Below are 25,554 nucleotides of genomic sequence, written 5' to 3'. Positions count from 1 at the left end.
CCTATTTATAGCTATCGGGCAGGAAAGTTGTTGAAATTGCAGGTACATAAGCGATGAAGAGAACCACAACGAACATGCACAACACAAAGGGGACAGCTCGGGCAGCGATCTTTAAAATAGACTCCCCCGTAATCCCCGATACGACGAACAAATTCAACCCAAGAGGTGGTGTAATGAACCCCACGCCAAGTGCCGTGATCATCATGATGCAGAACTGAATTTCATTCATACCAATGTTGTCGGCCAGCGGCATGAGGATCGGCGCAAGGATAACGATGTTGGGTGTCGTTTCCATCACGCAGCCTGCTGCAATCAAAATACCGATCATCAGCAGGATCAACAGCCATGGCTCATTCGTAATGCTCGTGATCGATGTCACAAAACCTTGCGGTACGCCCATGATTGCAAGTGCTTCGGCCAAGGGGGCCGAAAAGGCGATAATCGGCAAGATAACACCGTTCACTTTGGCAGAACTTAGAAGCATGGCAGGGAAATCAGCCAGCTTTAGCGTGCCCATGATGAAACCCATCAAGATGGTAACAACAACCGCTGTCGCACCGGCTTCTGTTGGGGTCAGACGGCCTGAGAAGATACCGTAGAAGATGATGCCAGGCACGATAAACGCATACCAGCCAGACTTCAGGCTGCGGCCAAGATTTCCGGACCATTCGCTAAAGCTCATGTTGCCGCCACCTTCATACCCATGAATGCGGTTAACGATCAGGTTGGTGATCAGGATCGCAAACAAGATTGCAAGACCGGGGATCAAGGCTGCTAGGAACAGCGTGGATGCAGATATACCCAGCACAAGGCCGATGATGATATAGGCAATTGATGGTGGGATCAGGATACCAGTACAGGCCCCAGCCGCCACAAGTGCGCAGGCATATGGACGGGGATAACCAGCCTCAACCAACCGCGCGATTGTCATGCGACCCACAGCAGCAGCACCCGCCGCGTCAGACCCCGATATGGCCGCAAACATTCCGCAAACCAAAACCGTGGCAGACCCAAAACCACCTTTGGCAAAGTTGGTCAGCGCCTCAGCCACATCGAGGAATTTTCGACTAAGTCCGGTGCGCACCAGGACGTCGCCCGTTAAGATAAAGAGCGGCACGGCCGTCAGCGCGAAGGCATCAATGCCCGAGAACAGGCTTTCACCCACAAGGCTTAGCGGCAGGTCGCCAGACATCCATAGCATCAAGATCGCAGTGGATCCAATGGCTGCCCAGACCGGGACAGCAAGCCCGATCATTGCGACAAAAAGGAGGACCGGCAGGTAGAAATCCCAACCGAGTTCGACCGTTTGATTAACTGTATTCCAAAGCATGTCGTATCTCCTTAATCAAACAGCGTGTCGCCCTGATAGACGGGTGTACCGTCCTTCAGGCTGCGCAAATCGCGTCTAAAAGATTGCAGCAAGCGCCAGATGATCAACGCAAAACCAAGGGGAACGGACATGAGGAACCACACTTTTGATATCCGCAAACCGTCGGTTACAGATCCAAACTTGGCCGAGATATGGACTGTCTCAAGAGACCAATAGAGCGCGATGATAGCGACAATGAACATGACCAGATCGCCGAAGATATAAAGCAGCGCCTTCGGGCGTGGGGACAGATAATGCATGACGACGTCGATCCGGATGTGCGCGCGTTCTTTGACAGCAGCAGCAGCACCAATCCACGCGAGGTAGATAAAGGCATATCGCACAATCTCCTCACCCCAGATCGATGAGTAGGAGAAAAGCTCTCTGCGCAGGACTTCGACAGCCATGGTCGCAACGAGCATCACATAAAATACCAGCAGAAGCCAAAGCTCGGCATCGCGGTCAATTCGGCGCAAAATTCCCATATCTTTTCCCAAAATCTGGACAGCCCAACGCCTCGCTCAAGAGCGCAAACGATGGAGTTCTGTCAAAAAAGAAAAACCGCGGGCACCACGTCGGGTGCCCGCTTGTCTTTAGGCGTCGTGGACGAAGTATTTGCCTTGCGTGCTCGCAGCTTCTTCGAGCTTGTTGAAGGCGTCCATGGAACCAGCAAGTTCGACCTTGAAGCTATCCCACTCGGTGCGCTGATAGCCGCCGGCTTCTTTCCAAACGTTCAGCTGATCTTCACTCAGAGAGTGGAACTCAACGCCGGCTTTGGACAGTTCGGCCATTGCGTAGGCCCGTGCCGATGGCACTTTGGACAGGTTCTGGTGCGCCGTCATTTCTGCGCCCCACATGATGCCTTCCTGTATGTCGGCAGGCATAGAATTGAACCACTCCAAGTTACATGAGTAAACTTGGCTGTCTGGAACGGCTTGCGTGAACGTAACGTGGCTTAGGATGTCTTTGAAACCAAAGACATAAAGCGCGCCAACGGATGGATCGAGTGCGTCTGCAACACCCTGCTTGATCGCAGAAGGTGTTTCACCCCATGCAACAGGCGTCGGGTTTGCACCAACCATACGGTAGTATTGCTGCAGCATCTTTGAGCCCGGAACGCGGAACTTAACGCCTGCGAGGTCATCCGGCGCAAGTACGGCACCATTGCCGCCTTTACGAACCGCAACAACCCGTGGGTCGATGTTGACGTAAAACAGCGCCTTAAACCCGGCCGCTTCGACCTTGGGGTGTACTTCGGTGTCCCAGTAATCCGACGTCACCAAGTTGGTGAAACGTTGGTTGGAACCACAAAGATAAGGCATGTTGATCAGGTCAACGGTGGAAGCGAAAGGCGCAAAGTTCGAAACAGAATGCTGTGCCGCTTGGATTGTGCCGCCCTGAACCTTTTGAACCAGATTGCCGCCTGCACCGAGCTGCCCACCGGGGGCGAGCTTGACGTAGACTTTGCCGTTGGTTGCGTTCTGGATGTTCTCTTTCAGGTCCAACTGCATGATTGGATAGCTGCGCGACGCACCCAAGACGTAGGCTGTAGCAATTGTCATAACATGCTCAGCGGCCTTTTCACGGTCGCGTTCTTCGTTAGCAGTTTGAGCAGCGGCCTCAGTAGACCAGAGCATTCCGCTCGCGCCCGCAACCATGGCAGCCGTAAAGCCGCCTGTCGCGGTCAGTTTTAGAAAATTGCGGCGCTCGGCGGATGCCAGCTCCTTGCGTTCGTCAGTCATTTCGTTTCCTCCCGGTAGACCTTCAGCTGCCATCTTTATCTTTTTGGTCAGCTTCTTTTTGCAAAATTGCGACGACGAATAAGACCGCTGCCGCAAGCAGAACCAACATCTCACCTACATCTCCTAAGACCGCTGCTTGAAAGAAAGCGCCCAGTGCTACGTTTGTGAAATAGATCGCAAACACGACGATAGATGCCAAAAGAAACATATGGATCACTCCTTGATTCGTGGGTTCCGCTCCCCACCATAAGCTCCTGAATTCGATTCTTGCAAGCGCTTACATTTGAGTGGGATCGATTTACCCCGTTTTTCTTTTTCCTCACTGTGTTATTCGAAAGGTCGGAATATTCTGTAAGGTGTTAAGATGTCAGGCCGCCCATCCATTCCTACTCTTGAAGACGTAGCCAAGACAGCTGGCGTGTCGACGGCAACGGTTTCTCGGTGCCTAAATCTGCCAGACCAAGTAAACAAAACCACACGTGAACGCGTCATGTCGGCGGTTAACGCATTGGGATATACACCAAATTTTGGCGCGCGCGTGATGGCTGTCAAGCGGACCCGCACAATCGGGGCCATTATCCCCACAATGGAAAACGCAATTTTTGCGCGCGGCATACAAGCCTTTCAAGAAGAGCTGCACGAGCTGGGTTACACCTTGCTGGTGTCCAGCACAGGCTACCGGCCCGACGTCGAAGATCAGCAAATACGGGCGCTGGTGGCTCGCGGGGCAGATGGGTTGCTTTTGATCGGCTATGATCGTGAACCCGCGATATATGAATATTTGGAAGGTCGAAATATTCCAGTTCTGCTGGCATGGGCGTTCCAATCTGAAAACAAACAACCCGCCATAGGATTCGATAACCGCGCGTCGATGCAGCTTCTGTGCGAAAAAGTTTGGGAGCTTGGGCACAGGCGCATCGGGATGATTTCCGCGATCGTAAAGGGCAACGACCGCGCCAAAGACCGCCTGCAAGGGGTCATGGACACCGTTTCCGCACATGGGGTCGATCCTGCGACAGTCCCTGTCATAGAGACACCTTATGACATCGAAAACGGTGAGACGGCGTTTAAGCAAATGATGTCGTCCGACGTCACTCCGACCGTGGTGATGTGTGGCAATGACGTGCTTGCCGCTGGGGCCCTGAAGGGTGCCCGAGAAATGGGGCTGCGCGTGCCAGAAGATGTGTCCATCACCGGATTTGACGATATCGACGTGTCCCGGATCGTGACACCAAGCCTGACAACCGTTCACGTGCCGCACCGCGAGATGGGTCGAAAAGCAGCAAAGGAGCTGGTTGCAATCGTCGAGGGGGGCGATGCCGCCGTTTCAGAGGAATTGCAGATTTCTCTTAGGATACGCGACTCCCTTGGCGCGCCCGCTGAATAGGGGCAAACACCCGCTCAATTCAGCGATAACATGCTTCGATAACACTCATCTAAAATCACTGAATAAATATTCATTCAATCATTAATTCAGCATCTTACAGAACGTAGTTCATGTGATCAATGTATATGGTATAGCAGCTCACCCGCGGCTCAAGAGCAGAGCGATCTATTTTATAATTTTGGCTACCGATTAAGCCAGCACCATCAACCAGACCCAAACTGTTCCAATCGACGCAATCGTGGCGATCAACACAGAAGACGCCGCGACCCGGCGCGCGCGGCCATACATGTTTGCAAATATATAGGCGTTAAAACCTGGTGCCATTGCGGCTGTAAGGACGCCAGAGCGGAAGAAATCCTGTGGCAGCTGCAATGTTGTACCAAAGAGCCACACCAGAGAAGGATGCACGATCAGTGCGATGCCACAAACCATCGCGATGGCCTTCATGTCGCCCTCTGGTTTGTATTGGATCAACACGCCCCCTAGGGCAAAAAGAGCTGCTGGCAGCGCTGCGCGTACGATCAATGACAGCGCGTCATCCACAACCTCGGGCATCTGAAAACCCGTTATGTTCACGATAAACCCGGCCGAAATCCCGATCACCAGCGCATTTCGAAACATCGCACGGCCAACGTTGCGTGCGATGGAGCCAACTGATTTGCCGCGGTTTTTGGTGATCTCCATGACGGTGATGCCAAGCGCGTAACAAAATGGCGCATGGAACGCGATGATGACGTAAGTTCCAGTGAGCGCGTCGGGTCCGTAGGCACGCTCTGTTATGGGCAACCCCAAGAGGACCGAATTAGAGAACAGGCAGCAAAAGCCGATGGCGACGCAATCTTCCCAGTCTCGGCGAAAGAGGAGACGCGCGCCGAAGATGCCAAGAGCAAAACAGATCGTCGCCCCACCATAAAAGCTGAGTAGCAAGCGCGGGTCAAAACTGACTGACAGATCAAGCTGGGCGATGGCCTGGAAAAGCAGACAGGGGATGGCAAAACTTTGGGCGAATTTCATCACACCGTCGATGCCAGAGACTGGAAACCATCCGCGCCAGACAGACACATAGCCAAAGCCGATGACGATGAAAACCGGCAGGATGACGTCCAATAGGGTTTGCATAAAAACGGCTTTCGGGGCGAAGTGCCTTAACTGATCGGGAACTCAAGTGTCATGCCGTCAAAGGCGGGGCGGATATGCTCAGGCGTCTCGGCCGCGACGGTCTCGTAATCGAGATCATTGTGCATGTTGGTCAACACGGCTTCGTTGGGGGCCACATCGGCGATCCAATCAAGCGTTTGTGCCAAGTGGCTGTGGGTCGGATGCGGCTCACGGCGCAAGGCGTCCACGATCCAGCATTTCAGGCCCTCCAGTTGCTGCCACGCCGCGTCAGGTAAAGCTGAAACATCAGGTAGATACGCTACATCGTTCATGCGAAACCCAAGCGCGTTCATCCCGCCATGCGCAACTTCAAAGGGTGTAAATCGCAAGGTACCGCCGGGCCCGTCAATATTGATCTCACTATCTATCATGTTGAGATCAAGGATCGGCGGATAGGATGATCCCTCAGGTTGCACAAAAGCATAGCTGAAACGGTCCGTAAGTGCGGCATGGGTAGGGATATCGGCCCAAACAGGCAGTCGCTTGCGCATGTTGATCACGATCATGCGCAAATCATCAATGCCGTGCACATGATCCGCGTGCGAATGGGTATAGATCACCGCATCGAGCCGTCCAACACCTGCATCCAAAAGTTGCGCGCGCATGTCAGGGGAGGTGTCGATCAGAACCGAGGTGATCCCGGTTTCGGCAACCCGCTCCACAAGGATCGAACAGCGGCGACGGTTGTTTTTGGGGTTGTGTGGATCACACGCGCCCCAATGTCCGCCCAAACGCGGCACACCACCCGATGATCCGCAGCCTAAAATTGTGATACGCATCACATCCATCAAGTAGCGGCCTCAAAGCCGGCAACCTTGGTGAAAAGACGTTCGAAATTGGCCTGCGTCTGAGCGGCAAAATCGACGTAATCCATACCAAAGGTTTCTGCGGCACGGGTGGCTGTATGGGCTGTGTAGGCAGGCTCGTTACGTTTGCCGCGAAAAGGTGGCGGCGCAAGGTATGGGCTGTCTGTTTCGACCAAAATCCGGTCTAACGGCGCGCGCGCAAAGATATCGCGCAGCTCTTGGGACTTGGGAAAGGCCGTGATGCCCGACATGCTCAGATAGAAACCCAGATCCAAGGCCGCTTGCCCCAACGCTTCGGACGAAGAAAAGCAATGCATGACACACGTGTATGCACCAGTTTTGTGTTCTTCGCGCAGGATTGCGGCCATATCATCATCAGCGTCGCGCGCGTGAATGATCAGCGGCAGTCCCGTCTCGCGCGCGGCCGCAATGTGAAGCCGCAAAGATGTCTGTTGGTCCTGAGCACTTTCAGCAGTGTAGTGGTAATCCAGACCAGTCTCGCCAATGCCAACCATCTTGGGATGCTGGGCGATCTCTATAAGCTGATCAAGGGTTGCCATCGGCTCCGTTGCCACGCTCATTGGGTGAGTGCCGGCCGCATAGAAAACCGGCGCATGCGCCTCCGCGATGGCCCGCACCGCAGGTTCATTTTTCAGCTTGGTGCAAATGGTGACCATCCGCGTCACACCGGCCTCAGCCGCGCGCGCGATAACGTCGTTTAGCTCGCCTTCGAAATCTGGAAAATCAAGGTGGCAATGGCTGTCGGTGATGGGGGGCGTTTGGGTCATGGGGGTCCGCTTTGGTACGCGGACCACACTTAGCGCGGTGCCGCTTGGCTGATCTTGATCAGGGTATCTAGGACCAACGCGGCAGGGTCAAGGTTGACCGCGATCCCATGACGCGCCCTTGCGGATATTTCAGGGGCCAGATCGGCCCAGATCCGTGCTTGGTGCGGTGATGGCGAAAGGCGGGCAAGCACCTGTGCCTCGCCGGGGACCGCTTCGGGGTCTGGGGGTGACCCTGTCGCACCAGTGCGCGCCAGACGGGCAAGCAGCAAATCCAGCAACACAAAGAGCAAATCGCGTTTGGCCTCAGCCCCGCGGGTCGCAGCCGCATCCGCAAGTCGCAAGGCACGGGGGCGGTCCATGCGCGGCATCGTTTCCATGAGACCAACAAGCTCGCGGTAAATCTGAGCACCGCCCAAGAGAGACAGGCGCATCGCTCCTCCAACCGAACCCCCGGAGAGTGCGGCCAAGCCACCACTTCGGTCCGCATCAACGCCCGCTTGTGCCATCGCTTCGGCCACACCGTCGCTGTCCAGCGTCCGCAAAGCCAACGTGCGACAGCGCGAGCGGATCGTGGGCAAAAGGCTCGATGGCTGGTGGCTGATCAGCAGCAAAACAGCACGAGCAGGGGGTTCTTCGAGCATCTTCAACAACGCGTTGGCGGCCGTCATGTTCATCAAATCAGCATCGTCGATGATGACCACACGGTAGCCGCCATCGGGCGCGGACATCTGAAAAAATTGATTGAGACTGCGAATGTCGTCAGCGACAATCTCTCGACGCAGTTTTTTGGTGTCCGGATTGACCGAACGGGTGACATTACGAATACGCCCTTCGCCACCTGCTGCGATGCGTTGTGCGATTGGGTGATCGGCGGACACTTCCAGTGACGTGGCAGGCTCAGGTGCAAACATGCCGCCCGCATCTGGCGCCGGGGTGGTCAGCAGAAACCGTGCGATACGCCACGCAAGCGTCGCTTTGCCCACGCCACGTGGGCCTGTCAGCAGCCATGCATGATGTAGCCGGCTGGTGTTGAACGCATCGACAAACGCTGCTTCTGCCGCGTCTTGCCCGATCAGACGGACGGTATCACGCGGGTGCGGCGCACCTTCAAGGCGTTCTGGCTGGGGAGGGGTTTCATCGCTCATATCATGCGGTTTAGCATGTTTGCGAGCCGAGGGAATGGGGGATGCGCCATTGTGCATTTTGCCGGGCTTGATACACCCTTGGGGCCTGATCTCCGGCAACTGATCCAAAGGAGCCGACTGATGAAAATGATCCTGCATGTTCTTGCCCTCAGCATCTTCGCAACGTCCGCTTTTGCTCATGCAACGCTTCAACTCAGCACCCCGGCGAATGGGGCCGTATTGCAATCCGTGCCGCCCGAAGTTGCGCTGATTTTTACTGGGAAAATCCGTCTGACTCGAGTTGAGGTCTATCTTGATGGAAAGAAAAACGAAGACATCGCGCTCGATGCGTTGAAAGGGTTTGCGGCCAATATAGCGCTTCCTTTGACGGATCTTGGCCCTGGGACCTACGAACTTGATTGGCGCGCTCTGGGGACCGATGGCCACGCCATGACGGGCGGCGTCAGCTTTACGGTTAAATAATCCGCTGTTGAACGCCGGGAGCCTAGCGTTAGTTGCGACCCAGGCGGCACACCATTTAGGTGTTCTTAAAGCGGCAGGAACAGTCAGTGTTGCAATGCTGTTCGCTTTGACTAGCGTGCTGACTCTGCCGCGTTAACCTTGAATCCGGCTTTCGACCGCACGGGTGATGTCATTTGCCACGTCCGAGATATCTTGGGCGCCGTTAATGACCACGAACCTATCAGAAAATTCTTGGGCCAACGCTAGAAACCCGGCACGCATCTGTGCCTGAAGCGTGCTGCCAAAATCCTCAAATCGCTCTTCATGACCTTGGCGCCCTTTGGCCCGCGCAAGCCCGTCGTCGGGGTCCATATCGATCAACACAGTCAGGTCGGGCTCAACCCCGATCATCAGATCATGTAGTGTGTCGACGGTGCCCCGCAGGTCACCTCGGCTAAGACCTTGGTACATCCGGGTGCTGTCCGCAAATCGGTCACAAATCACAATGCTACCGGCGGCAAGGGCAGGGCGGATCAACCGCTCAAGATGGTCCCGGCGCGCTGCGGTAAAAAGCAATATCTCCGTCTCAGCAGACCAGCGGTCAGGATCGCCCTGCAAAACCAATGCGCGAATTTCTTCGGCACCGGGACTACCGCCGGGTTCGCGGGTTACCACCACATCACGCCCCAAGCCGCGCAGATGCGCCGCGAGCAATGTGACTTGCGTTGATTTTCCGGAGCCGTCGATGCCTTCGAAACTAATGAACAGGCCGTTTGCCGTCACGAAGCGCCCTCGGGCCCCTGATTGATCCGCACCAGCAAATGTTGCGCAGCGGCCAGCATCCGTTCCTTAAAGCCGTAAACCCCGATGTCGCGGTCTGCCAGCAATGGCACGCGCGTCTCGGGCAGGCCTTGCGGTGTTACGACCAATTCGCCCAGCTCATCGCCTTTGCTGATTGGTGCGCGCACAGGGCCCTCGTAGATCACTTCTGCTTTCAGCCCTTCACTTGCATTGGTTGGTACCAAAACACTTAGGTCCTTGGCCAATACCAGGCCCACGGTGGCTTCGGCCCCAATCGTAACATCTGCGTCCGCGATCTTTTGGCCTGCGGTGCCAAGCTCGGTCTGTGCAAACTGGCGAAAGGCCCAATTCACAATCGCTTCGGCTTCTTGGGCGCGGGCCGCGGCGCTATCCAACCCCGACAAGACAAAAATAATCCTCCGGTTGCCCTGCTTGGCTGATCCAGTCAGGCCATAGCCCGCTTCTTGGGTGTGCCCAGTCTTGAGGCCATCAGCCCCGATGCCCAACGTGAGCAGTGGATTGCGGTTAAACCGGTTGCTGGCTTCAGCTTCGTCAAAGAGGAATTCTTTTTCTGCAAACAATGGATAGAACTGTGGGAAATCGGTGATGATGCGGTTGGCCAGCAGTCCCAGATCACGCATCGACATGCGGTGCCCCGCCTTGGGCCATCCGTTGGAGTTTGTGAATGTAGAATTGGTCATGCCAAGCTGTGCGCCGCGCTGGGTCATCAGCCGTGCAAAGCCACCTTCGGTCCCGTCAGGCGAAAGCGCTTCGGCAATCACAACGCAAGCGTCATTGCCCGACAGCACGATGATGCCGCGGAGTAGGTTCTCAACACTAACGCGCTCGCCAGTCCTCAAAAATAGCGTGGAACCCCCATAGCTCATAGCTTGGGCCGATACCGGCAGCAATTCATCCAACTCAAGCCCGCCGTTTGATTTGCCGCGCTCTAGGGCCTCGAACGCCATGTAAAGCGTCATCAGTTTGGACATCGACGCAGGCGGCAGCGGCGTATCGGCATTTTTGGCCAAAAGCACGGTGCCTGTAGTCTGGTCTACAACGTAGGCCGCCGTAGCGCTCGTTTCAAATGCAACGGCCGACAGGGTCGAGGCGACCAGCGCCAAAGTGGCAAGGACTATCCGGATCATAGGGCAAGCTCCCTTGAGTTGAGATCAATTAGTAACGGCGTAAGCATCTGTAAAGCCTTCGGCTTTGATGGCAGACAGGTTCGATTTAAGCTCACCCGAATTGGCCGCAGGGCCAACCAGCACACGCCAAAACGGCTTGCCATTGGTTTCTTGACGTTTGACCGTAGGGGAAAGTCCTGCACTGCGGATTTGTTTCGCCGCACGTGTGGCGTTGGCTTCGACGCTAAAGATGCCGATTTGCACAAATGGCTTGGCCAATGACGATGCCTTGGGCGCGGGTTGAGGCGCTGCTGCCGCAACGGCCGCTGGTTCTGCCGCATCAATCGCAGCCGAGGCGCTCTCGATCGGATCGAGCGGTGCCGCTGTAACATCTGCGGGCGCCGCAATTGCTGCAGTTTCAACGCTAGCTTCATCTGCGGGCTCGGCCTCAGATGGCACCTGAGTTTCTTCACGGCGCAGGGCCGTGACGTTTAACGGGGCAGGGGAACCGGCCAAGATACCCAGCGATGCGGCCGCGTCAGAAGATATCTGTAGTTTGGGACCAGGGATTTCACGCTCGCGCCGAAACAAAGCCCCAACCACGAACTTGCCATTGGCTTCGTTGCGAATGATGACGCGTTCAGGATCGCCTACGTCAGGATGCGCGACCCACACACCGCCCAGGCTTGGCCGCCCGTCCCAAAGCCCCTCATCAGTCACCGCAAAAACCTCCGGTGCTTCGACATCGCGCTCAACGGTTTTGCCGCCCGATGCTTGCGTGGTCGTCTCTGGCGTTGTGGCGTCCTGGCCAAAGGATGGCATTGCGAAATTGCCCGTGTCGTCACAGCCCGCCAACAAAGCCAACGCGAGCGTGCCGCCGATGATGCCGCGGCGCCGCTTTGTGGTTGCCGCTTCGCCCAGAATGATTGCACTGCTCATGGTACTATGTCCTTGCCTGCGGACCGGCTGTCTGCCGATCAGATGCGTCGAGGTCCCCCCGACATGCCTGTTCGCCCCCTGAAAGGGGGTCTTGATGAATACCCTAGCCTGTGCGGACCCGCGCCGACAAGACACAGCAAGGAACATCGGCAAATTTCCCCATTTCCAGCAATTTGAAAGGCAACAGGAAAAGTTTTTTTACTTATGCCCATTTGTCCATTTGCCGAATCGTCCGAGCCGGATTAGGAAAGCGTTCTGCGGAGGCTTGGCAGAGTGGTCGAATGCACCGGTCTTGAAAACCGACGAGGGTGAAAGTCCTCCCAGGGTTCGAATCCCTGAGCCTCCGCCAGACCACAATTCTCATAGATTTCCTAAGATCGTTTTGAGGGACATTTTTGTTTGCATAGGTCGGCTTGGAAATCGTTGTTGTTTGTCTTGAGTTTCTTTCAATAGTTCCGATATTCGTGCCTTGGGTGGTATGGAATGTGATGTTTCGATTGGACCTACCTGGCAAGCTGACACTGAATTTTGGCGTATGGCGGTACAGCAACAGCAGTACGCGCAGATTTCAAAGCACTTCTTGAAGGTGTTCTATGTGATCTTTCCAAGCGCTTTCTGCGAGACGGCGAGAGCATAGCCCAGACAGCCTTCATGCTCGACTTTTCCGACCAGGCAGCATTCTCCGTCGCGTTCAAACGTTGGACGGGCAAAACGCCGGCACGCTACCGGCGCTCCAAAAAGTAAGACGGTTCAGATTGTGGCCCGGCAAATGATGAAAGCTGGGTTGGAGCCTGACTGTACCGAAACTTCCGTTTCTTTGTCAGATCAACACATAGAACTTAGGTTTGCGATGAGCATGTCGCGTTTTTTATCCATTTGTTCCTGGATCTTATGCGCGAGGTCAGCCTCTGGACCGCAACAGATGACAGCAGTTTCCTTCAACTCGCGGTGCGTACGGCTCGACGCGTCGGACATCGCCCGTTGGACGATATCTAAAATCGCTTCCTTCTCGCCGAGAGGGAGGTCGGAAAGAGCGATGTCCAGCTCTTTGGTCACGCGTTTGGATAGTTTCTCAAGGTTCATTCGGTCGTCTCCAATTCTTGCCTGCCGTTCATATCCTACCCGTTGAACTTCGCCAAGCGTCCTGACTTGCAAGCCAGAATGGGTAGTCACAATGGCCCCGGCGGCCGCTTCCGGTCAATTGATATCGTTGGTGCTTGCGCAGCACTTTTCGACTTTAGCATAGGTCCGTAGACAATATTTGAATTCAGTGTGCGCGAACCTGTTTCTATTCCAACTCGTTTAACCCGCGCACCAATGCGTCGCCCATACCGCTCGCCTCCATATGTATCCGCAAACGTTGGTTATACCCACCGGGTGTGTTCAGAGCCTCTATCAAGTCGGCGCTCGCGGTATCAGACAGATTTGAGGCAACGAGCGCCCTCAGAAAAGCCTCACCCTTTGCTTTGTCCGAAACCCGTTCTCCGAGCCATTCCGCCGCATCGTTAACCATCTTTGCTACTGGTGAAAGAACGGCTTGCGCGCATAAATAGGCGGCAATTTCGTGCGCGTCCTTCAGAGGGAATATGCTGTTTCGGTTTCCAAAAATCTCGTGAACAAGCGCGGCATCACCTTGCATCATTATTGGTGTTCCGCCCTTCGAAATCCCAGGAAACGGCATCATTATCGCAACGACGCGCGCGGGCCGCACCATGGCATCCGCCTCCTCGAGCGTAGCGGCAGCCATGAAAGTAATCAATCTTTGGTCATCACGAAACTTAAGCGCACCTAATATCTCTTGGGCGACTTCGGCCATAAGTCCCAGAAAAATCACATCACTTGCATCTACAACGCCCTGATTGTCCGCAATTCTGACATTGTCATAGGTGTCGGCGAGCATGCTGGCGTTGCGAGAACTTCGTTCAGAAACTGTGATCTGATGCCCATCTTGCGCTATCCCATGAATCGCAGCGCTCGCAATCGTTCCACATCCAATGACTCCAATTCGCATATTGCAGCTCCTATTTTGATGTCTCACTTATACTGATCAATAGTGTTTTGTCCGCAAAGCAGGTTTCGGCAGTGTTGGTGTCGCAGTAAGCCAAGGGGGGCAGACCTTCGGCCTGTGCTGTGTACACGTTGGAGGTCGCAAATATCCGTTTTGGGACCGCGTATTCGAACTTTCTACAGCCCAAGTGTTTTGAAATCGTGATCAATCAATATCGGCTCCGCGCCCGAAGCGCACCGGTCGATCAAGGATAGAACGCAAACGTTAGCGTCGTTTCAGAGCGTCTTGATCCCCCCAGGCGCGCAGTGTTTCGATAACAGGCAACAAGCGCTTGCCCTTTTCCGTGAGGCGATATTCTACTTTTGGCGGAACCACCGCGTAGACAGTACGATCAATGATCCCGTCGTTCTCCAGTTCACGTAATTGTTTGGTCAGGCTACGCTGTGTGACAGTGCCTACTTTTCGTTTCAACTCCGAAAACCGATGGGTGCCACTGAGCAGGTGATAAATCACCAACCCTTTCCATTTCCCTGAAATTTGCTCAAGAGCCGCCTCGACGGGACAACCTTCGTTGCAGTCGTAGTCATCAAACCGCGTCGCTTTTGAATCGAGATCTGTCTTCATAGTATCCATTTGGTACCTATAGGCATTTTATGTGCGTACTTGCGATACCTGCCGTTAGGTGAAATCTAGCCATCAAGTGAAACACAAACAACTAGGAAATAGATGATGTCACTTACCATCCTCGCACAAATAACCGCCGTTGTTGGCAAAGAAGACCTAGTTCGTGCGGAACTTGAAAAACTTGTCGACACCACTCGCGCCGAAACAGGCTGTATCCAGTACGACCTGCACAAAGATAACGACCAGCTTGGTTTTTTTGTCTTTTACGAGACATGGGAAAATCGGGAACTGTGGCAAGAACATATGGGCGCTCCTCACCTTGCCGAATACATGGCAGCAACTGATGGTGCCGTCAGCAGCTTTGTTCTCAACGAAATGAGCAAGATTGGTTAAGCCATCTGATCCAGTCCAGCACGACCGGCCGTTTCTGGTGTGATCCAATCTGCCAACGTTACCACCTGTAAGTTAGACACAACATTTGAGGAAAAATTGTATGAAAGCCGTGGCCTTTACACATTACTTACCCGTCGAAAATCCAAATGCATTTCTTGATGTGGAACTCGAAAAACCGATCCCAGCGAACCACGACATATTGGTTGCAGTCAAAGCAGTTGCCGTAAATCCTGTCGACACTAAGGTGCGTTCCCCAAAGGATAAAATTGAACCAAGCCCGCGTGTAATCGGCTATGATGCGTCAGGTATCGTAGAAGCCGTAGGGCCTGATGTGACGGTGTTTAAAGTCGGTGACGAGGTATATTATGCTGGCGACATAACGCGTCCGGGGACCAACCAAGAGTTTCATTTGGTGGACGAACGCATTGTCGGGCACAAACCTACCTTGCTGTCCCACGCCGAAGCGGCAGCACTTCCGCTGACAACAATCACCGCCTACGAGTCGTTTTTTGATCGCTTGGGTATTGACCGTGATGGTGCCGATAAGGGCCAAACGATCCTAATCATTGGTGCCGGCGGCGGTGTTGGTTCTATCGGCATACAACTTGCGAAACAGTCAGGCTTGACCGTCATCGCGACGGCATCGCGGCCAGAAACGCGTTCGTGGGTCAAAGAGCTGGGTGCGGATCACGTGATCAACCACCGCGATGATATGGTGGCACAGGTGCGCGCGTTAGGAATGCAACACGTCGATCATATCGCGATCTTCAACGACATGCGCCATTGGGAAACGGCTGTTGAGTTAATCCGACCACAGGGCGGCATCGTTTCCATTGATGACACAGATCTTCCAATGCCAATGGGCGGGATGAAGATGAAGGCAGCCAGCCTCCACTGGGAGTTTATGTTTGCACGATCCATGCACAAGACCCCTGATATGGCCGAGCAACACAAGCTGCTGACTCATGTTGCCAAAGAAATCGATGCAGGGCGCATTCGAACGACTGTGTCGCAAGTTCTGACGCCGATAAACGCTAACAATATGCGTGAAGCGCATCGGCTCGTTGAAACGGGCAATGCCAAGGGAAAGATTGTGGTTGAAGGCTTCTAAGCGATCGTCGGCAACTCATCTAGAGCGCTAGGTTGCCGAACGTTTTCAATCAAGTAACAGGCCGGGGGAAACTTATTGAACCGCCGTGGTGTCCTGCTCGATGGGCGAAACGCTTGAAACTTCGGGTCTATGCTGGTCACAAAATACTCGTGCGAGTACTGGGCACCTGAAAGCATCTTAATATGATCGTTTTTGGCAGGCGGGTTTGGTTTAGAGATTGTTGACCACAGGCGGTCTTTTCTGGGATAGCGCAGCTAATGGCAGGCTTGTGCCCTATTTGGAAGGGCACAGCTCCGCTCTTGGATCATGCCTGCTGTCGCTTTCGGCCCAAATCCGGCCTTAAGTCGATGTTTTTCACGCGCCATGGCCATTGCCAAACCGGGCATTTTTTGCATCCGCACGTTACGGCTGTCGTCTGCATTGGAACAGACATGGGAATTGCCAGAACTCATTTGCCTAGATCGAATAAATGTCGACTGGATCAGTAAAGCCTTTGAATTGCACCTGGAGGATCGTTTCGCCCTGTGACCCTTCGCCCAATGCGTCATTTGTCGTTTGGTCAATCAAAACCTTATACCCAGCGACTTTGGTGTGCGCCTCAAGTCGGGCAGTAAGATTCACCTTATCACCAATGCAGGTGTATGTCGCACGCTGATGGGTCCCCGCATATCCCGCGACGACTTCTCCAGTCGCGATGCCAATGCCGATTTGACTACCGGTTTTCCATTGGTGATCTGCGTTGGAGGGAAGGCGGATGATTGTTCGTTTCCTATGGAAATCACACCAACCGTGACCCCATCCTAAACCAACGGCACACCAAGCATTGACTGGTAGCCACTGAGGCCTGCCTTCTTCTGCCAATCGTAGGTGGGATCGTTAACTGCATCTTCGATATATGTGGTTTTTCCCAACAGCGCTGTGCGGCCAGTGCAGCTGCCGAAATCTGGGGTAATTGGGTTCACTAACATGTACTCGGTGGATTCCGACCCTTCGCTGAGCAAGGACAGCACATGATAGCGTCCATCTTCAGGATTCAAGAGTGCCACATAAGCATCCTGAAGGCCGCAGATACGCGAAGCCACCTCTAAAATAGCATCCAACACTGGTTGAAGTTCGTTCGGCGAGCGAGAGATGACGCCGAGGATTTCAGATGTCGCTGTTTGATACTCAAGCGCTTCTTGCGTTTCATTGATCAGCCGCGCGTTTTCGATAGCAATACTTGCCTGCGCAGCAAACTTTTGGACCAGTGCAATATGAGGTTCCTTGGGGATATCATCTCCTGACCAAGCCAAAACAATGGCGCCCCAAACTTTATCCTCGTTAAAAATTGGGACACCGACCATGCGCCGAAATCCAAATTCTCTTGCCGTCAAGTATTCACTGAATGTTTCGGCCTGAGCGTCTTTTAACCTTACGACGTCGCCGGTCTTGATTACCTCTCCCGAAACAGAATTCTCCTGCAGAACCCTTGGGTAGAGCGATTTGTGGTCTGAAACCCATTTCGGAGTGAACCCAAAGCTGGCACAATAATGAAACAGCACGCCATCGTATCGTGTCAGCTCGCAGAATTGAGCTCCACAAAGTTCGGTAGCGGCTTTTGCGATTGCATCAAAAACGGGTTGGATATTACTCGATGAATTCTCAATGGCTTTGAGCACATTTGCAGTCGCCTTCGACTGCGCTAGCTGGTCCGCAAGCTCCTGCACTTCTTTAGCAAGAGCACTGTCAGAATGGCGCTGAGTAGGACGTGGCGGCATTGAAATCATTCATTTTTCTAAAATGGAAAAACGCGCGTTGAAGTAAGTCAGGCAAAAGATCCTTTGACTGTAGCGGCGAAACCTTTGATCGCAAAACGAATATTCCGCGGGCGGTTGACAGAACGTAAGATGAGATCGGCCTGAGCTCGCCTTTTTCGGGTCAGCAAACTGATCCGGCTCAGGCGTTGCCCCGACATCAGTTGGGTTTCAGCGTAACACAAACTCGTTTTAGCCTTGGGAATTCGCGCCGATCATCGACGCGTATTGCACTCAATAGAATATTTAATCTACGCCCCGTCGCTTGTTTACCTGGCGTTTGATTAACAGGGCTGCAACCGAGAAAATCATTCGACAAGCATCAGCAAAGCACCATGGCTGACATTGGGTTTATTAGGGCAACTGAATTCCAACGAGTCAATTGTCACAATGCGGATCATCGTTGCAGGACGGCGCAATGGCTGCTGTGTGGAGAAAGTTTCAGCTCGCTGCAGTGCGCCTCATTATGGTCGACCGAATGCCTGTTTATTGGGCCCACAGCTTTTGCCCCCATCCGCATCGCAATGCTCCATAGCTTTGGTGTTACAAATAGTGGATTAGGCGAGCCGCCCAAGGCATATACAATGGCCTGTCTTTCTGGAATGGACCTGATTGTGACTTACCACTACGATCAGAGTTTCAAGCCAGTAAATTATGAAAGGGTCGTGCAATATGATGGACCAAGATATGGAACCAAATGAACGGCGCCGCGAGATGGCCCGTAAAGCGGCAGAAGTTGCCAGCGAAAAAATGGGTGATCTCTGGTGGACGTTCCTCATCAGAGGCATAGCTTTCCTTATTCTGGGGTTGGTTGCACTCTTCTGGCCCTCGAACAGTATTTCCTTGTTGCTCAGAATATTTGGGCTCTTTTTGATCGTTGACGGCGCTCTGAGTTTTATGAGCGCGAGGAGGTCTGAAGGGCAATTTACAGACACCGCCCCTTGGCTTGCATCTGCTGCGCTCGGGCTCGTTTTGTTGTTCTTACCGGGTGCTTCGGTCGGGCTGGCATTCATGCTGTTGGGTCTTTGGGCACTGGTTACAGGCGTCGGGTACCTGATGACATGGTGGAAGATGTCCGAGGTTGATCCAGAACGAGACACCTCTCGTAATATCGGTATCATCGCGCTTGTTGCCGGCGCGATCTTGGTTTTATGGCCCGGTACAGGATCTGTTGCTCTTGGATGGACGCTCGCAATATTGGCCTTTGTAGTCTCAGCAATAATGTTTTTCCTCGCATCCCGTTTCAAAAAAGTGAAAGACCGATTGGCTCGGTGACAGCTGACCCGAACCATCAGCCCGGCCGCGCCATTTGTCTCCGCATTGGGTCCTGACTGGACATTTGTTGCACCAGAACTGCGGTCTACTCTTCGGACAAACCAGCCTGATGAAAATGTTTGGGCTATGAGCACGATTAACTTTAACTTCTGGACACGATTTGGCTTGCCGGGGACACCCCACAGCTTAAGACCGCGCCTCTTTAAGAACTATTTTGCCCGCGAATTCCTAATCTGGAAATTGCAGGATGCAAATAGAACTTGCGCTTCTTCTGCATTCCTTGGCAAACTTTTCAGAACACACAACTCGACTGCCAACGCCAAAAAAGGAATTTGAAAATGGGTTTCACGCAATCGGTCAAGATCTGCCTATCCAAGTATGTCGTCTTTTCAGGTCGCGCACGGAGATCAGAGTATTGGTGGTTTGTTCTGTTCGTAATCCTGGTCAGCATCGGTCTTGCGGTACTGGATACAACCCTGTTTGGCGTTGATCCTGAAACGGGGCAGGGATCAAACCTTCTGAATTCACTTTTCCAGTTAGCGGTATTGCTACCTATGCTCGCCGCAGGCTGGCGCCGGTTACATGATACAGGTCGACCCGGATGGTATCTTTTGCTTCCAGTGGCATTCAGCATCGCAACGATGGTCATGCTGCTGACAGGGGTAGTCGTTTTTTCAGCGCTGGAGACAGGCGTTGAGGACCCAGAGGTGTTGAGAGGGCCGGCAGCGTTTCTTGGCGCTTCAGGACTGATGATCATGTCCGTGATCCAGCTTGTCCTTTCAGTTTTGATGATCTGGTGGCTTTCACGACCTTCACAAGAAGGAACAAATGAATATGGCGCACCATCTTAGGGTCGCACTTTGCATCGTCATCGCCAAAGAACACTAATTGTTCCCGCATTTGGGGGCTTAGGGAGTTGAGAATGAAAAGCACGTTCCTGTCTGCATGCCTGATGTTTTGCATATCGGCGGCACCTGCATTTGCCGAATGGGGCTTCAGCGACAGCCCGTCCCCAAATGCATTTATTCAAACGAATAACATGACGCTTGAGTTACAGTGCGATCGTATTCGGTTTGCCCCTGCTGGGTATCAAGACAGTGAAACCATGATCCAAGAACAAGGTCTTTCAATTCGGTTTATGGAAGATGGTGCGACGGAAGCAGGGTCGTTTCAGGCGGGGCAGGGGAATGCCACGCTGCAGATTGTCGACAACTATCCTGTCGAAGTTGTGTTCCAAGACGCAGCTGACTACCAGTTCGTGTTGGATCAGATTGCGGCCAACGCCGCCATCAATCTGTCGATGACGGATCAGGATGTAAGCTATGGCGTTTTTGACCTTAAAGGGTCGAGCAAGGCAATCAAATCGCTGCGATCCTCATGCGGTTCTGCTCCTCAAACGGCCAGCAGCACAATGGAGGCACCGGAGGGGGTGGTCTTTTGTGGTGGCGGCCAAGTTCAGCGCCAGATCGAGTACCTGATCCTTGATAATCCCAAGGACGAGTGGGATGCGATTGTGACTGTTAACGGCGAGGCCACACGTGCGTTGACGGCCTATAGTTATTTTGGGAATGCGCTGCCACCGCAAGGTTTTGTGGTCGCACTCCTGGGAGAAGACCAATCCGAATTCTTAGTTTTCAAGGATGGTAGCAGGAATTATATCGAACTTGGCGATTACCAGTATGACCAGTGCAACTGATTTATTCGTCGGGACCGTCGATTTCAGGTTAGTGCCCGATTCAGATGTTTTAGTAACCAGTTTGTAAAACCACCAACATGAGAAAAGGAAAACCATCAACATGAATATTACTCTTAAACTGGCTTCGGGCGTGATCTTGGGAACTCTGCTGACGGCCTGCGTGGAAGATACTGCCACCGTGGCCTCAACGCCAAGCCCGGCCGACCAAGCATGTCTAGCAGCGGTTGCTGAAACCACTGGCAACACCGAAGTCCAGCTCATGTCATCCGAGTTTTCCGAGGCAGGGACATTGGTTAAAGTTGGCGTTGGACCCGATGCAGCACCTTGGCAGTGTATTGCCTACGCGGACGGTACCACCGATGGCATCACGTCGTTGACGGACGAAGGCAGCCTGTAAACGGATCGGGTCACGCCGTTGAGCGTGACCCGCTTTGGTTTGAAGCGCTATATTTTTTCGGATCTCGCTTCTTCGACCCAAAAACTGACAAACTATTAGGAAAACTCAGATGCGTCTGTGGACAAAGGTACGGTGAATGCAATGGTTCCATGGATTTCCGCAGCAGGTTCCAGGCCGCGAGATTGGTCGTTCACTTGGGCAAATGCTCTATTGATAAGCGCTCTTGTTGTTTCGACGCCCGCTTGGTCACAAGACAGCACTCAGTTGCCTCCCATCCTTCAACGCATAGTCGAAGAAGCAAGGACGGAATGCGCCGAATTCGACAATGGTGAATTTGATCTGGGATGGGGAAGTGTTCAGAGGATCGATCTAAACGGAGACCAGCGCCACGACTGGGTTCTGAATGATTTCGGGTTCGAATGTTCAACCGCTGCTTCGCTTTATTGCGGTACAGGTGGATGTATGTCCCATTTTCTCATCGAAGATCATGTTGCAACGCAACTAAATCAGGGATGGGAAATGGCAACCATCGGTCCTTATCGGGTTCTTTTGGCTGACGTCCATGGAACGCAATGTGGCGGTATTAACCCTACGCCCTGTTTTACAGCCAGCGTATGGGACGCCGATGAAAGCGTTTGGCGCAGTGCAGGCGCGGAGTGGGAGTAGGAATGAACAGCGGGTTCAAGCAAGTCACTTTTGGGCTGTGCGCACTGTCCACGGCACTTATCTTATTGGGGTGTGCTGAGACGACGCCCGATGTTGCGATCAGCGAACCAGACCCCGACCTTGTCTTTGTGGGCGGCTACCGTGGCCCTGCGGATGACTGCCAGCTTGTCGGCGAAAGTGCGTTCGCCGCCGACTTTCTGGATGACGCCGCCAATTTGGTAGCCTGTCCGACTGGAAGCGTCGCTATGGAAAGCCTTATGGCAGAAACTGGGGCCGCAATCATCACCCAGACAAACAGCTTCACTTTCTTCAGCATTCCCTTTCGCTGAGCAAGCGCGTGCCACTCTGCGAAGCCAACATAAGAAGGCCGAACCATTCGGAGCCAATTCACCAGTTCTTTGGAGTTTGCTGAGAGCCACAGGTTTCTTCCGCAGCTCGATCAAACCCACTATCGCGGGTACTTTCAATCAGGTGGGCACGATCTCTGACTTCACCATTGTACCGCTGCCTATGATGCGAGCAGTCCCAAACAAGCGGTAGTTACCATGAGAAGAAGGGTCGCACTTAGTTGAAACTTTCGCGCTGTTAGTTCGTCATTTTGCATTGGTGCAAGTTCGATCGGGTCGAAGTTTTTATTGCTTTTTTCGGCGGTAAATTGGGTCAACATTCACTCATTCTTTCACTGCGACGGTAAAATCGCTTTTGGTTTAAAAAGGGTCACGCAGACAGTGCTGCGCAACCCGAACTAGTTACTCTCGAGCCAAGTTCTCAACTGAAGGGACGAAGAACAGTCGAGTAGGCTCTATGGCACACTGGATAATCCCAAATGTGCCGTGAGATATGTATGCCCTGTACCGCTCAAGCGGCCAATTACTTGAATATTTATTTATTTAAAACAAATACCTACCGTCTATGTATGATTTGTTTAGGGTCAAATCTCTGAACGATCTCACCTTTTTTGAGACCACTGTTCGGCATCAGTCAACCTCGCACGGTACCGTCACGTTCAGGACAAATTTCTGCCACAATCTGTCAGTGATTCTTCTTGTGTGTGCCGCTAATTCATCGATTGGCCGCTAGGTTCAGAACTGAATTGCTTAGGCCGCGACGCGATGTTGGCAAGGTTTGACGCTGAGTATTTTTCACTCACTCAGACTCAATGCTCTCCACAGGCGCCTTTAGGGACGTCCGTTTGATATGCAGATCCTGCTGCGGATAGGGGATCGATAGTCCCGCAGCGTCGAAATTTTCCTTTATCTGCTGCGTGAGATCCCAGTAGACATCCCAGTAGTCGGGAGTGTTTGTCCAAGGGCGGCAAATGAAGTTAACTGAGCTGTCAGCTAACTCATTCACACGGATCATTGGTTTAGGGTCATCCAAAACCAAAGGGTGCGCTTTCGTGGTCTGCTCAATTACACGCAGCGCATCGGCGATCGAGTCCTCATACGAGATACCGAATACCAAATCGACACGGCGCGTCCGGCTCGCAGTCACGTTGGTGATTACATTTCCCCAGACGTTCTTATTCGGGATAACGATGACCTGATTATCTGGGGTCACGACAGTTGTTGCAACGATACTAACCGAGTCCACGGTTCCCGCGACGCCCCCGACATCCACATAATGACCTTCATCGAAGGGCCGGTTGATCATGATCATCAGACCACTGGCCAGATTTCCCAATGTCTCCTGGAAGGCAAATGCCATGATGAATGACGCCCCACCAATCAGCGCAAACACGGGCGAGATGTCGATGCCTAGTCCAGACAACACGACCATTAGGCCAATGGCCAAAACGAGCCAATAAATGAGCGCGACCAAAAAAGCCTGCAACAGCTTAGAGAGATTTGGAACACGGTCTATCCATCGGCGGGTAAATGCCCGCACGATCTTGGCAGCAAGAAGCAGTCCAATCAGCGAGCTGACGATAACTCCGAATTGGATTGCTATATGAACGCCACCATCGCGATCGGTTGACCAGCGAAGCGCCTCCGCGACCAACGTTTTGACGTCAGATGTGCGTTTCTCTTCTACAATGACCGATGAACGATACGCGCGGTATTCCGACACGAGAGCTGGATCACCACCCTTTTTTTCAAGAGCCGAGATTACTTTCGAAAACTTGCTGAACAAAAGGCCTCTTTCGAGGGCAAGTTCCGCCAGGCTGTCACGGGCTGCATCCTCTACGGCGCCTTCGGTGCGATGGATCGCGATCTGGCCGGACATAACCTCTTCGGTTTTTTCACGGACAATCTCAAGCCACTTCTCGGCGAGGAGTTCGAGTTCGGCCTTAGTCATTGGGATGAGGCGCAATTCGAGTTCGGTAGGGTCGATCTCACTGTTCAGGACTTCGTGGGTCAAACCGGTTTCAGGATCACGCGTCGACTGATCCACCGCCGCAGATGTGACTGCGTCTGCAATCCGTACCGCGGACCGTTCTTCGGCAGTTTGCTGGGCAGTCGCAAACTGTCCCGAAAGGAGCAAGGCAAAAGCCGCAACCAATGAAATGAGGAGGCGAATGCTGCTCGGCGAAAAGCGTTTCGATTCAGGTCGGAGCATTTTTTGGGCCTCATGACTGAAAAATATCAATCAAGATATAGTGCATGTAAGAAATCTGGCAAGCTGCGAAATAGGGCGTTTCGATACGTCGCAAATCGAAGATCAACACAATGCAAAAGTCAATTTTTGCTCAGATTCGAGCAGGCCCTCGCCAAGCACCAATTCAGTTGTAGCTGCGCGAAAAGTGCCTTTGATCAAACTCCCAATCTCGTGGCTTAAGGGAGGCAATATTTACCTAAAGGATGAAAGCACGCATCCGACGAGAAGCCTAAAGCACCATGATCGTGGCTCTACTGAATTCTCGACCTCGAACTTCACCGCCTACGTTCCATTAATGGAAAATCAATTCATCTATGCGGGTTTTCAATGCGTCAGAGACATCGGCGACTACATGAAAGGGTAGAAACTGAAGAGAAAAACTAGTCCTTTTGGCATCCCAGGGACAATTGTCTCAATGAGGTTTTGCTTTGAACCTCAAGCTCGCGAAATAGCGCATGTTCATACCGCTGATACGTAATCTCTACCCCCTATCCGCGAGGTCTACTTGGTCTGTTAGGTAAGGGGTGTTTGGGCTCTGCGCTTAGTTACAAATAACCTTTTCAAAAAAACTAAGCCCGCAGTTTCAATTGCGGGCTTAGAACATGGCACGGGTAGTCTGAATTTTTAGGCCGAAGCAGCCTCGTCACCATCAATGCTGAGCGCCATAGCTAGCGACGATGCCCCATCGGACAAAAGCTGCACCCCCAAAAGTATACCAAGTGCCGAAACTGCAGATACCGGCCAATTCATGAAGATGATTATACCAACGGCTAGCGACGCGATGCCTGACAACAGGACAAGCCAGAAAAACCGGCGATCTTCCAAAGCAAATGCTAACACGACTTTCGCCGCGCCACCGCCAAGACAAAGAATAGCAATCATCGTGGTCAGCGTCATCATACCCTTCAGCGGATGCCCGAGTATCGTTACCCCGAGATATACAGCCAAAGCGCCTAGCAATACTGTCCAAATTTTTGAGCTTGCGCCTTCAACGCGCAATCCGGCCACCACTTGCAAAACGCCAAAAATGATAAACATCCAAGCTACGAAAATCGTCGCTACACCGCTGGCAAACACTGGATTCATCAAGGCGACAACGCCCGCGACAATCGACATGACTGCCGTAAATATCCACAAAACTTTGTTAGTCATTTCTGTAACTCCCCAGATTTTTTCTCATATCAAAGCGTATTAGTTGCTTTAGTTTCAGCAGGTTTATTACTTCGAGCAGATATTGTATTTCAAGCCGTGCTAATTTGGCACTGCCTTTTTTTGTCGATTGCACAAGGT

Annotated in this window: 29 protein-coding genes and 1 tRNA gene; 12 read left to right on the top strand and 18 right to left on the bottom strand. The window is 53.0% G+C overall.

The features are described 5' to 3' along the window. Position 1: 1 nt before the first annotated feature. The 4 genes from C1J03_RS11930 to C1J03_RS11915 form a co-directional block, all read right to left on the bottom strand. The gene (locus C1J03_RS11930) at positions 2-1,330 is read right to left on the bottom strand and encodes a TRAP transporter large permease (protein ID WP_114886757.1); all 1,329 of its coding nucleotides are present in this window, start codon (positions 1,328-1,330) and stop codon (positions 2-4) included. A gap of 11 nt (positions 1,331-1,341) precedes the next feature. Further along, positions 1,342-1,854 carry a TRAP transporter small permease gene (locus C1J03_RS11925; protein WP_114886755.1) on the bottom strand — a complete coding sequence of 171 codons (513 nt, stop codon included), beginning with the start codon at positions 1,852-1,854 and terminating at the stop codon, positions 1,342-1,344. Between the two features lie 108 nt (positions 1,855-1,962). After that, positions 1,963-3,111 (bottom strand): TRAP transporter substrate-binding protein, encoded by a 1,149-nt coding sequence (locus tag C1J03_RS11920; protein ID WP_114888977.1) that lies wholly within the window; start codon positions 3,109-3,111, stop codon positions 1,963-1,965. Positions 3,112-3,133: 22 nt separating this feature from the next. Beyond that, complete coding sequence (locus C1J03_RS11915) at positions 3,134-3,319, bottom strand: hypothetical protein (protein ID WP_114886753.1); 186 nt, start codon at positions 3,317-3,319, stop codon at positions 3,134-3,136. A 156-nt stretch (positions 3,320-3,475) separates the two neighbouring features. On the opposite strand from C1J03_RS11915, the gene C1J03_RS11910 reads away from it, so the two are divergent. Next, the gene (locus C1J03_RS11910) at positions 3,476-4,498 is read left to right on the top strand and encodes a LacI family DNA-binding transcriptional regulator (protein ID WP_114886751.1); all 1,023 of its coding nucleotides are present in this window, start codon (positions 3,476-3,478) and stop codon (positions 4,496-4,498) included. 189 nt (positions 4,499-4,687) lie between these two features. Here C1J03_RS11910 and C1J03_RS11905 read toward each other — a convergent pair whose 3' ends face one another. Genes C1J03_RS11905 through C1J03_RS11890 form a run of 4 tightly spaced genes read right to left on the bottom strand, consistent with a single transcriptional unit; the run spans position 4,688 to position 8,395 of the window. Further along, on the bottom strand, positions 4,688-5,617 hold the full coding sequence (locus C1J03_RS11905) for an AEC family transporter (protein ID WP_114886749.1): 930 nt from the start codon (positions 5,615-5,617) through the stop codon (positions 4,688-4,690). A 26-nt stretch (positions 5,618-5,643) separates the two neighbouring features. After that, the gene (locus tag C1J03_RS11900; RefSeq protein ID WP_114886747.1) at positions 5,644-6,444 is read right to left on the bottom strand and encodes an MBL fold metallo-hydrolase; all 801 of its coding nucleotides are present in this window, start codon (positions 6,442-6,444) and stop codon (positions 5,644-5,646) included. Next, entirely contained in the window at positions 6,444-7,250 is an 807-nt protein-coding gene (locus tag C1J03_RS11895) for a TatD family hydrolase (RefSeq protein ID WP_114886745.1), read from the bottom strand. The genes C1J03_RS11900 and C1J03_RS11895 overlap by 1 nt, the downstream gene beginning before the upstream one ends. 29 nt (positions 7,251-7,279) lie before the next feature. Next, positions 7,280-8,395, bottom strand: a complete 1,116-nt coding sequence (locus C1J03_RS11890) for a DNA polymerase III subunit delta' (RefSeq protein ID WP_114886743.1) — start codon at positions 8,393-8,395, stop codon at positions 7,280-7,282. A 120-nt stretch (positions 8,396-8,515) separates the two neighbouring features. On the opposite strand from C1J03_RS11890, the gene C1J03_RS11885 reads away from it, so the two are divergent. Continuing rightward, positions 8,516-8,857, top strand: coding sequence for a copper resistance CopC family protein (locus C1J03_RS11885; RefSeq protein ID WP_162798523.1), 342 nt, complete (start codon positions 8,516-8,518; stop codon positions 8,855-8,857). Between the two features lie 132 nt (positions 8,858-8,989). Here C1J03_RS11885 and tmk read toward each other — a convergent pair whose 3' ends face one another. Genes tmk through C1J03_RS11870 form a run of 3 tightly spaced genes read right to left on the bottom strand, consistent with a single transcriptional unit; the run spans position 8,990 to position 11,703 of the window. Beyond that, positions 8,990-9,619, bottom strand: a complete 630-nt coding sequence (gene tmk / locus C1J03_RS11880; protein WP_114886739.1) for a dTMP kinase — start codon at positions 9,617-9,619, stop codon at positions 8,990-8,992. Next, the gene (locus C1J03_RS11875; RefSeq protein ID WP_114886737.1) at positions 9,616-10,785 is read right to left on the bottom strand and encodes a D-alanyl-D-alanine carboxypeptidase family protein; all 1,170 of its coding nucleotides are present in this window, start codon (positions 10,783-10,785) and stop codon (positions 9,616-9,618) included. Before C1J03_RS11875 ends, tmk begins: the two co-directional genes overlap by 4 nt. 24 nt (positions 10,786-10,809) lie before the next feature. Further along, positions 10,810-11,703 carry an SPOR domain-containing protein gene (locus C1J03_RS11870; RefSeq protein WP_254694031.1) on the bottom strand — a complete coding sequence of 298 codons (894 nt, stop codon included), beginning with the start codon at positions 11,701-11,703 and terminating at the stop codon, positions 10,810-10,812. Positions 11,704-11,962: 259 nt separating this feature from the next. Between C1J03_RS11870 and C1J03_RS11865 the strand changes: the two genes are divergently transcribed. Beyond that, positions 11,963-12,052: transfer RNA gene (locus tag C1J03_RS11865), tRNA-Ser, on the top strand. A 179-nt stretch (positions 12,053-12,231) separates the two neighbouring features. Next, on the top strand, positions 12,232-12,447 hold the full coding sequence (locus tag C1J03_RS26075) for a helix-turn-helix domain-containing protein (RefSeq protein WP_216825850.1): 216 nt from the start codon (positions 12,232-12,234) through the stop codon (positions 12,445-12,447). A gap of 81 nt (positions 12,448-12,528) precedes the next feature. Here the strand turns inward: C1J03_RS26075 and C1J03_RS11855 are convergent, their stop codons facing one another. The 3 genes from C1J03_RS11855 to C1J03_RS11845 form a co-directional block, all read right to left on the bottom strand. Then, a complete protein-coding gene (locus C1J03_RS11855) occupies positions 12,529-12,786 on the bottom strand; it encodes a hypothetical protein (protein ID WP_114886733.1) in 258 nt (85 codons plus the stop codon). Between the two features lie 205 nt (positions 12,787-12,991). Continuing rightward, positions 12,992-13,714, bottom strand: coding sequence for an NAD(P)-binding domain-containing protein (locus C1J03_RS11850; RefSeq protein WP_114886731.1), 723 nt, complete (start codon positions 13,712-13,714; stop codon positions 12,992-12,994). 261 nt (positions 13,715-13,975) lie between these two features. Continuing rightward, the gene (locus C1J03_RS11845) at positions 13,976-14,335 is read right to left on the bottom strand and encodes a winged helix-turn-helix transcriptional regulator (protein ID WP_254694030.1); all 360 of its coding nucleotides are present in this window, start codon (positions 14,333-14,335) and stop codon (positions 13,976-13,978) included. Between the two features lie 102 nt (positions 14,336-14,437). Here C1J03_RS11845 and C1J03_RS11840 point away from each other — a divergent pair, with 102 nt between their 5' ends. Together C1J03_RS11840 and C1J03_RS11835 are read left to right on the top strand one after the other, a co-directional pair. Continuing rightward, complete coding sequence (locus C1J03_RS11840) at positions 14,438-14,728, top strand: putative quinol monooxygenase (protein ID WP_254694029.1); 291 nt, start codon at positions 14,438-14,440, stop codon at positions 14,726-14,728. A 100-nt stretch (positions 14,729-14,828) separates the two neighbouring features. After that, complete coding sequence (locus C1J03_RS11835) at positions 14,829-15,839, top strand: zinc-binding alcohol dehydrogenase family protein (protein WP_114886725.1); 1,011 nt, start codon at positions 14,829-14,831, stop codon at positions 15,837-15,839. 456 nt (positions 15,840-16,295) lie between these two features. Here the strand turns inward: C1J03_RS11835 and C1J03_RS25955 are convergent, their stop codons facing one another. Together C1J03_RS25955 and C1J03_RS11825 are read right to left on the bottom strand one after the other, a co-directional pair. After that, positions 16,296-16,700, bottom strand: a complete 405-nt coding sequence (locus C1J03_RS25955) for an adenylate/guanylate cyclase domain-containing protein (protein ID WP_114886723.1) — start codon at positions 16,698-16,700, stop codon at positions 16,296-16,298. Beyond that, positions 16,640-17,605, bottom strand: coding sequence for a GAF domain-containing protein (locus C1J03_RS11825; protein WP_114886721.1), 966 nt, complete (start codon positions 17,603-17,605; stop codon positions 16,640-16,642). The genes C1J03_RS25955 and C1J03_RS11825 overlap by 61 nt, the downstream gene beginning before the upstream one ends. Positions 17,606-18,304: 699 nt before the next feature. Here C1J03_RS11825 and C1J03_RS11820 point away from each other — a divergent pair. From C1J03_RS11820 to C1J03_RS11795, 6 genes are all read left to right on the top strand, one after another. Then, a complete protein-coding gene (locus C1J03_RS11820) occupies positions 18,305-18,907 on the top strand; it encodes an HdeD family acid-resistance protein (protein WP_162798522.1) in 603 nt (200 codons plus the stop codon). 338 nt (positions 18,908-19,245) lie between these two features. Beyond that, positions 19,246-19,758, top strand: coding sequence for a DUF805 domain-containing protein (locus C1J03_RS11815; RefSeq protein ID WP_114886716.1), 513 nt, complete (start codon positions 19,246-19,248; stop codon positions 19,756-19,758). A gap of 71 nt (positions 19,759-19,829) precedes the next feature. Further along, the gene (locus C1J03_RS11810; protein ID WP_114886714.1) at positions 19,830-20,603 is read left to right on the top strand and encodes a hypothetical protein; all 774 of its coding nucleotides are present in this window, start codon (positions 19,830-19,832) and stop codon (positions 20,601-20,603) included. Between the two features lie 100 nt (positions 20,604-20,703). Next, complete coding sequence (locus tag C1J03_RS11805; protein ID WP_114886712.1) at positions 20,704-21,000, top strand: hypothetical protein; 297 nt, start codon at positions 20,704-20,706, stop codon at positions 20,998-21,000. 462 nt (positions 21,001-21,462) lie between these two features. Further along, positions 21,463-21,666: a hypothetical protein gene (locus C1J03_RS25340; protein ID WP_162798521.1), complete on the top strand. Its 204-nt coding sequence runs from the start codon at positions 21,463-21,465 to the stop codon at positions 21,664-21,666. A gap of 2 nt (positions 21,667-21,668) precedes the next feature. Then, complete coding sequence (locus C1J03_RS11795; protein ID WP_114886708.1) at positions 21,669-21,995, top strand: hypothetical protein; 327 nt, start codon at positions 21,669-21,671, stop codon at positions 21,993-21,995. A gap of 817 nt (positions 21,996-22,812) precedes the next feature. Here C1J03_RS11795 and C1J03_RS11790 read toward each other — a convergent pair. After that, on the bottom strand, positions 22,813-24,225 hold the full coding sequence (locus C1J03_RS11790; RefSeq protein WP_114886706.1) for a mechanosensitive ion channel family protein: 1,413 nt from the start codon (positions 24,223-24,225) through the stop codon (positions 22,813-22,815). 663 nt (positions 24,226-24,888) lie between these two features. Next, positions 24,889-25,416 (bottom strand): HdeD family acid-resistance protein, encoded by a 528-nt coding sequence (locus C1J03_RS11780; RefSeq protein ID WP_114886701.1) that lies wholly within the window; start codon positions 25,414-25,416, stop codon positions 24,889-24,891. Between the last annotated feature and the right edge of the window lie 138 nt (positions 25,417-25,554).

It is taken from the genome of Sulfitobacter sp. SK012 (assembly GCF_003352085.1).
Classification (GTDB): domain Bacteria; phylum Pseudomonadota; class Alphaproteobacteria; order Rhodobacterales; family Rhodobacteraceae; genus Sulfitobacter.
The sequence above is the reverse complement of the archived record's forward strand: the minus strand, read 5'-3'. Positions and strand labels throughout refer to the sequence as shown.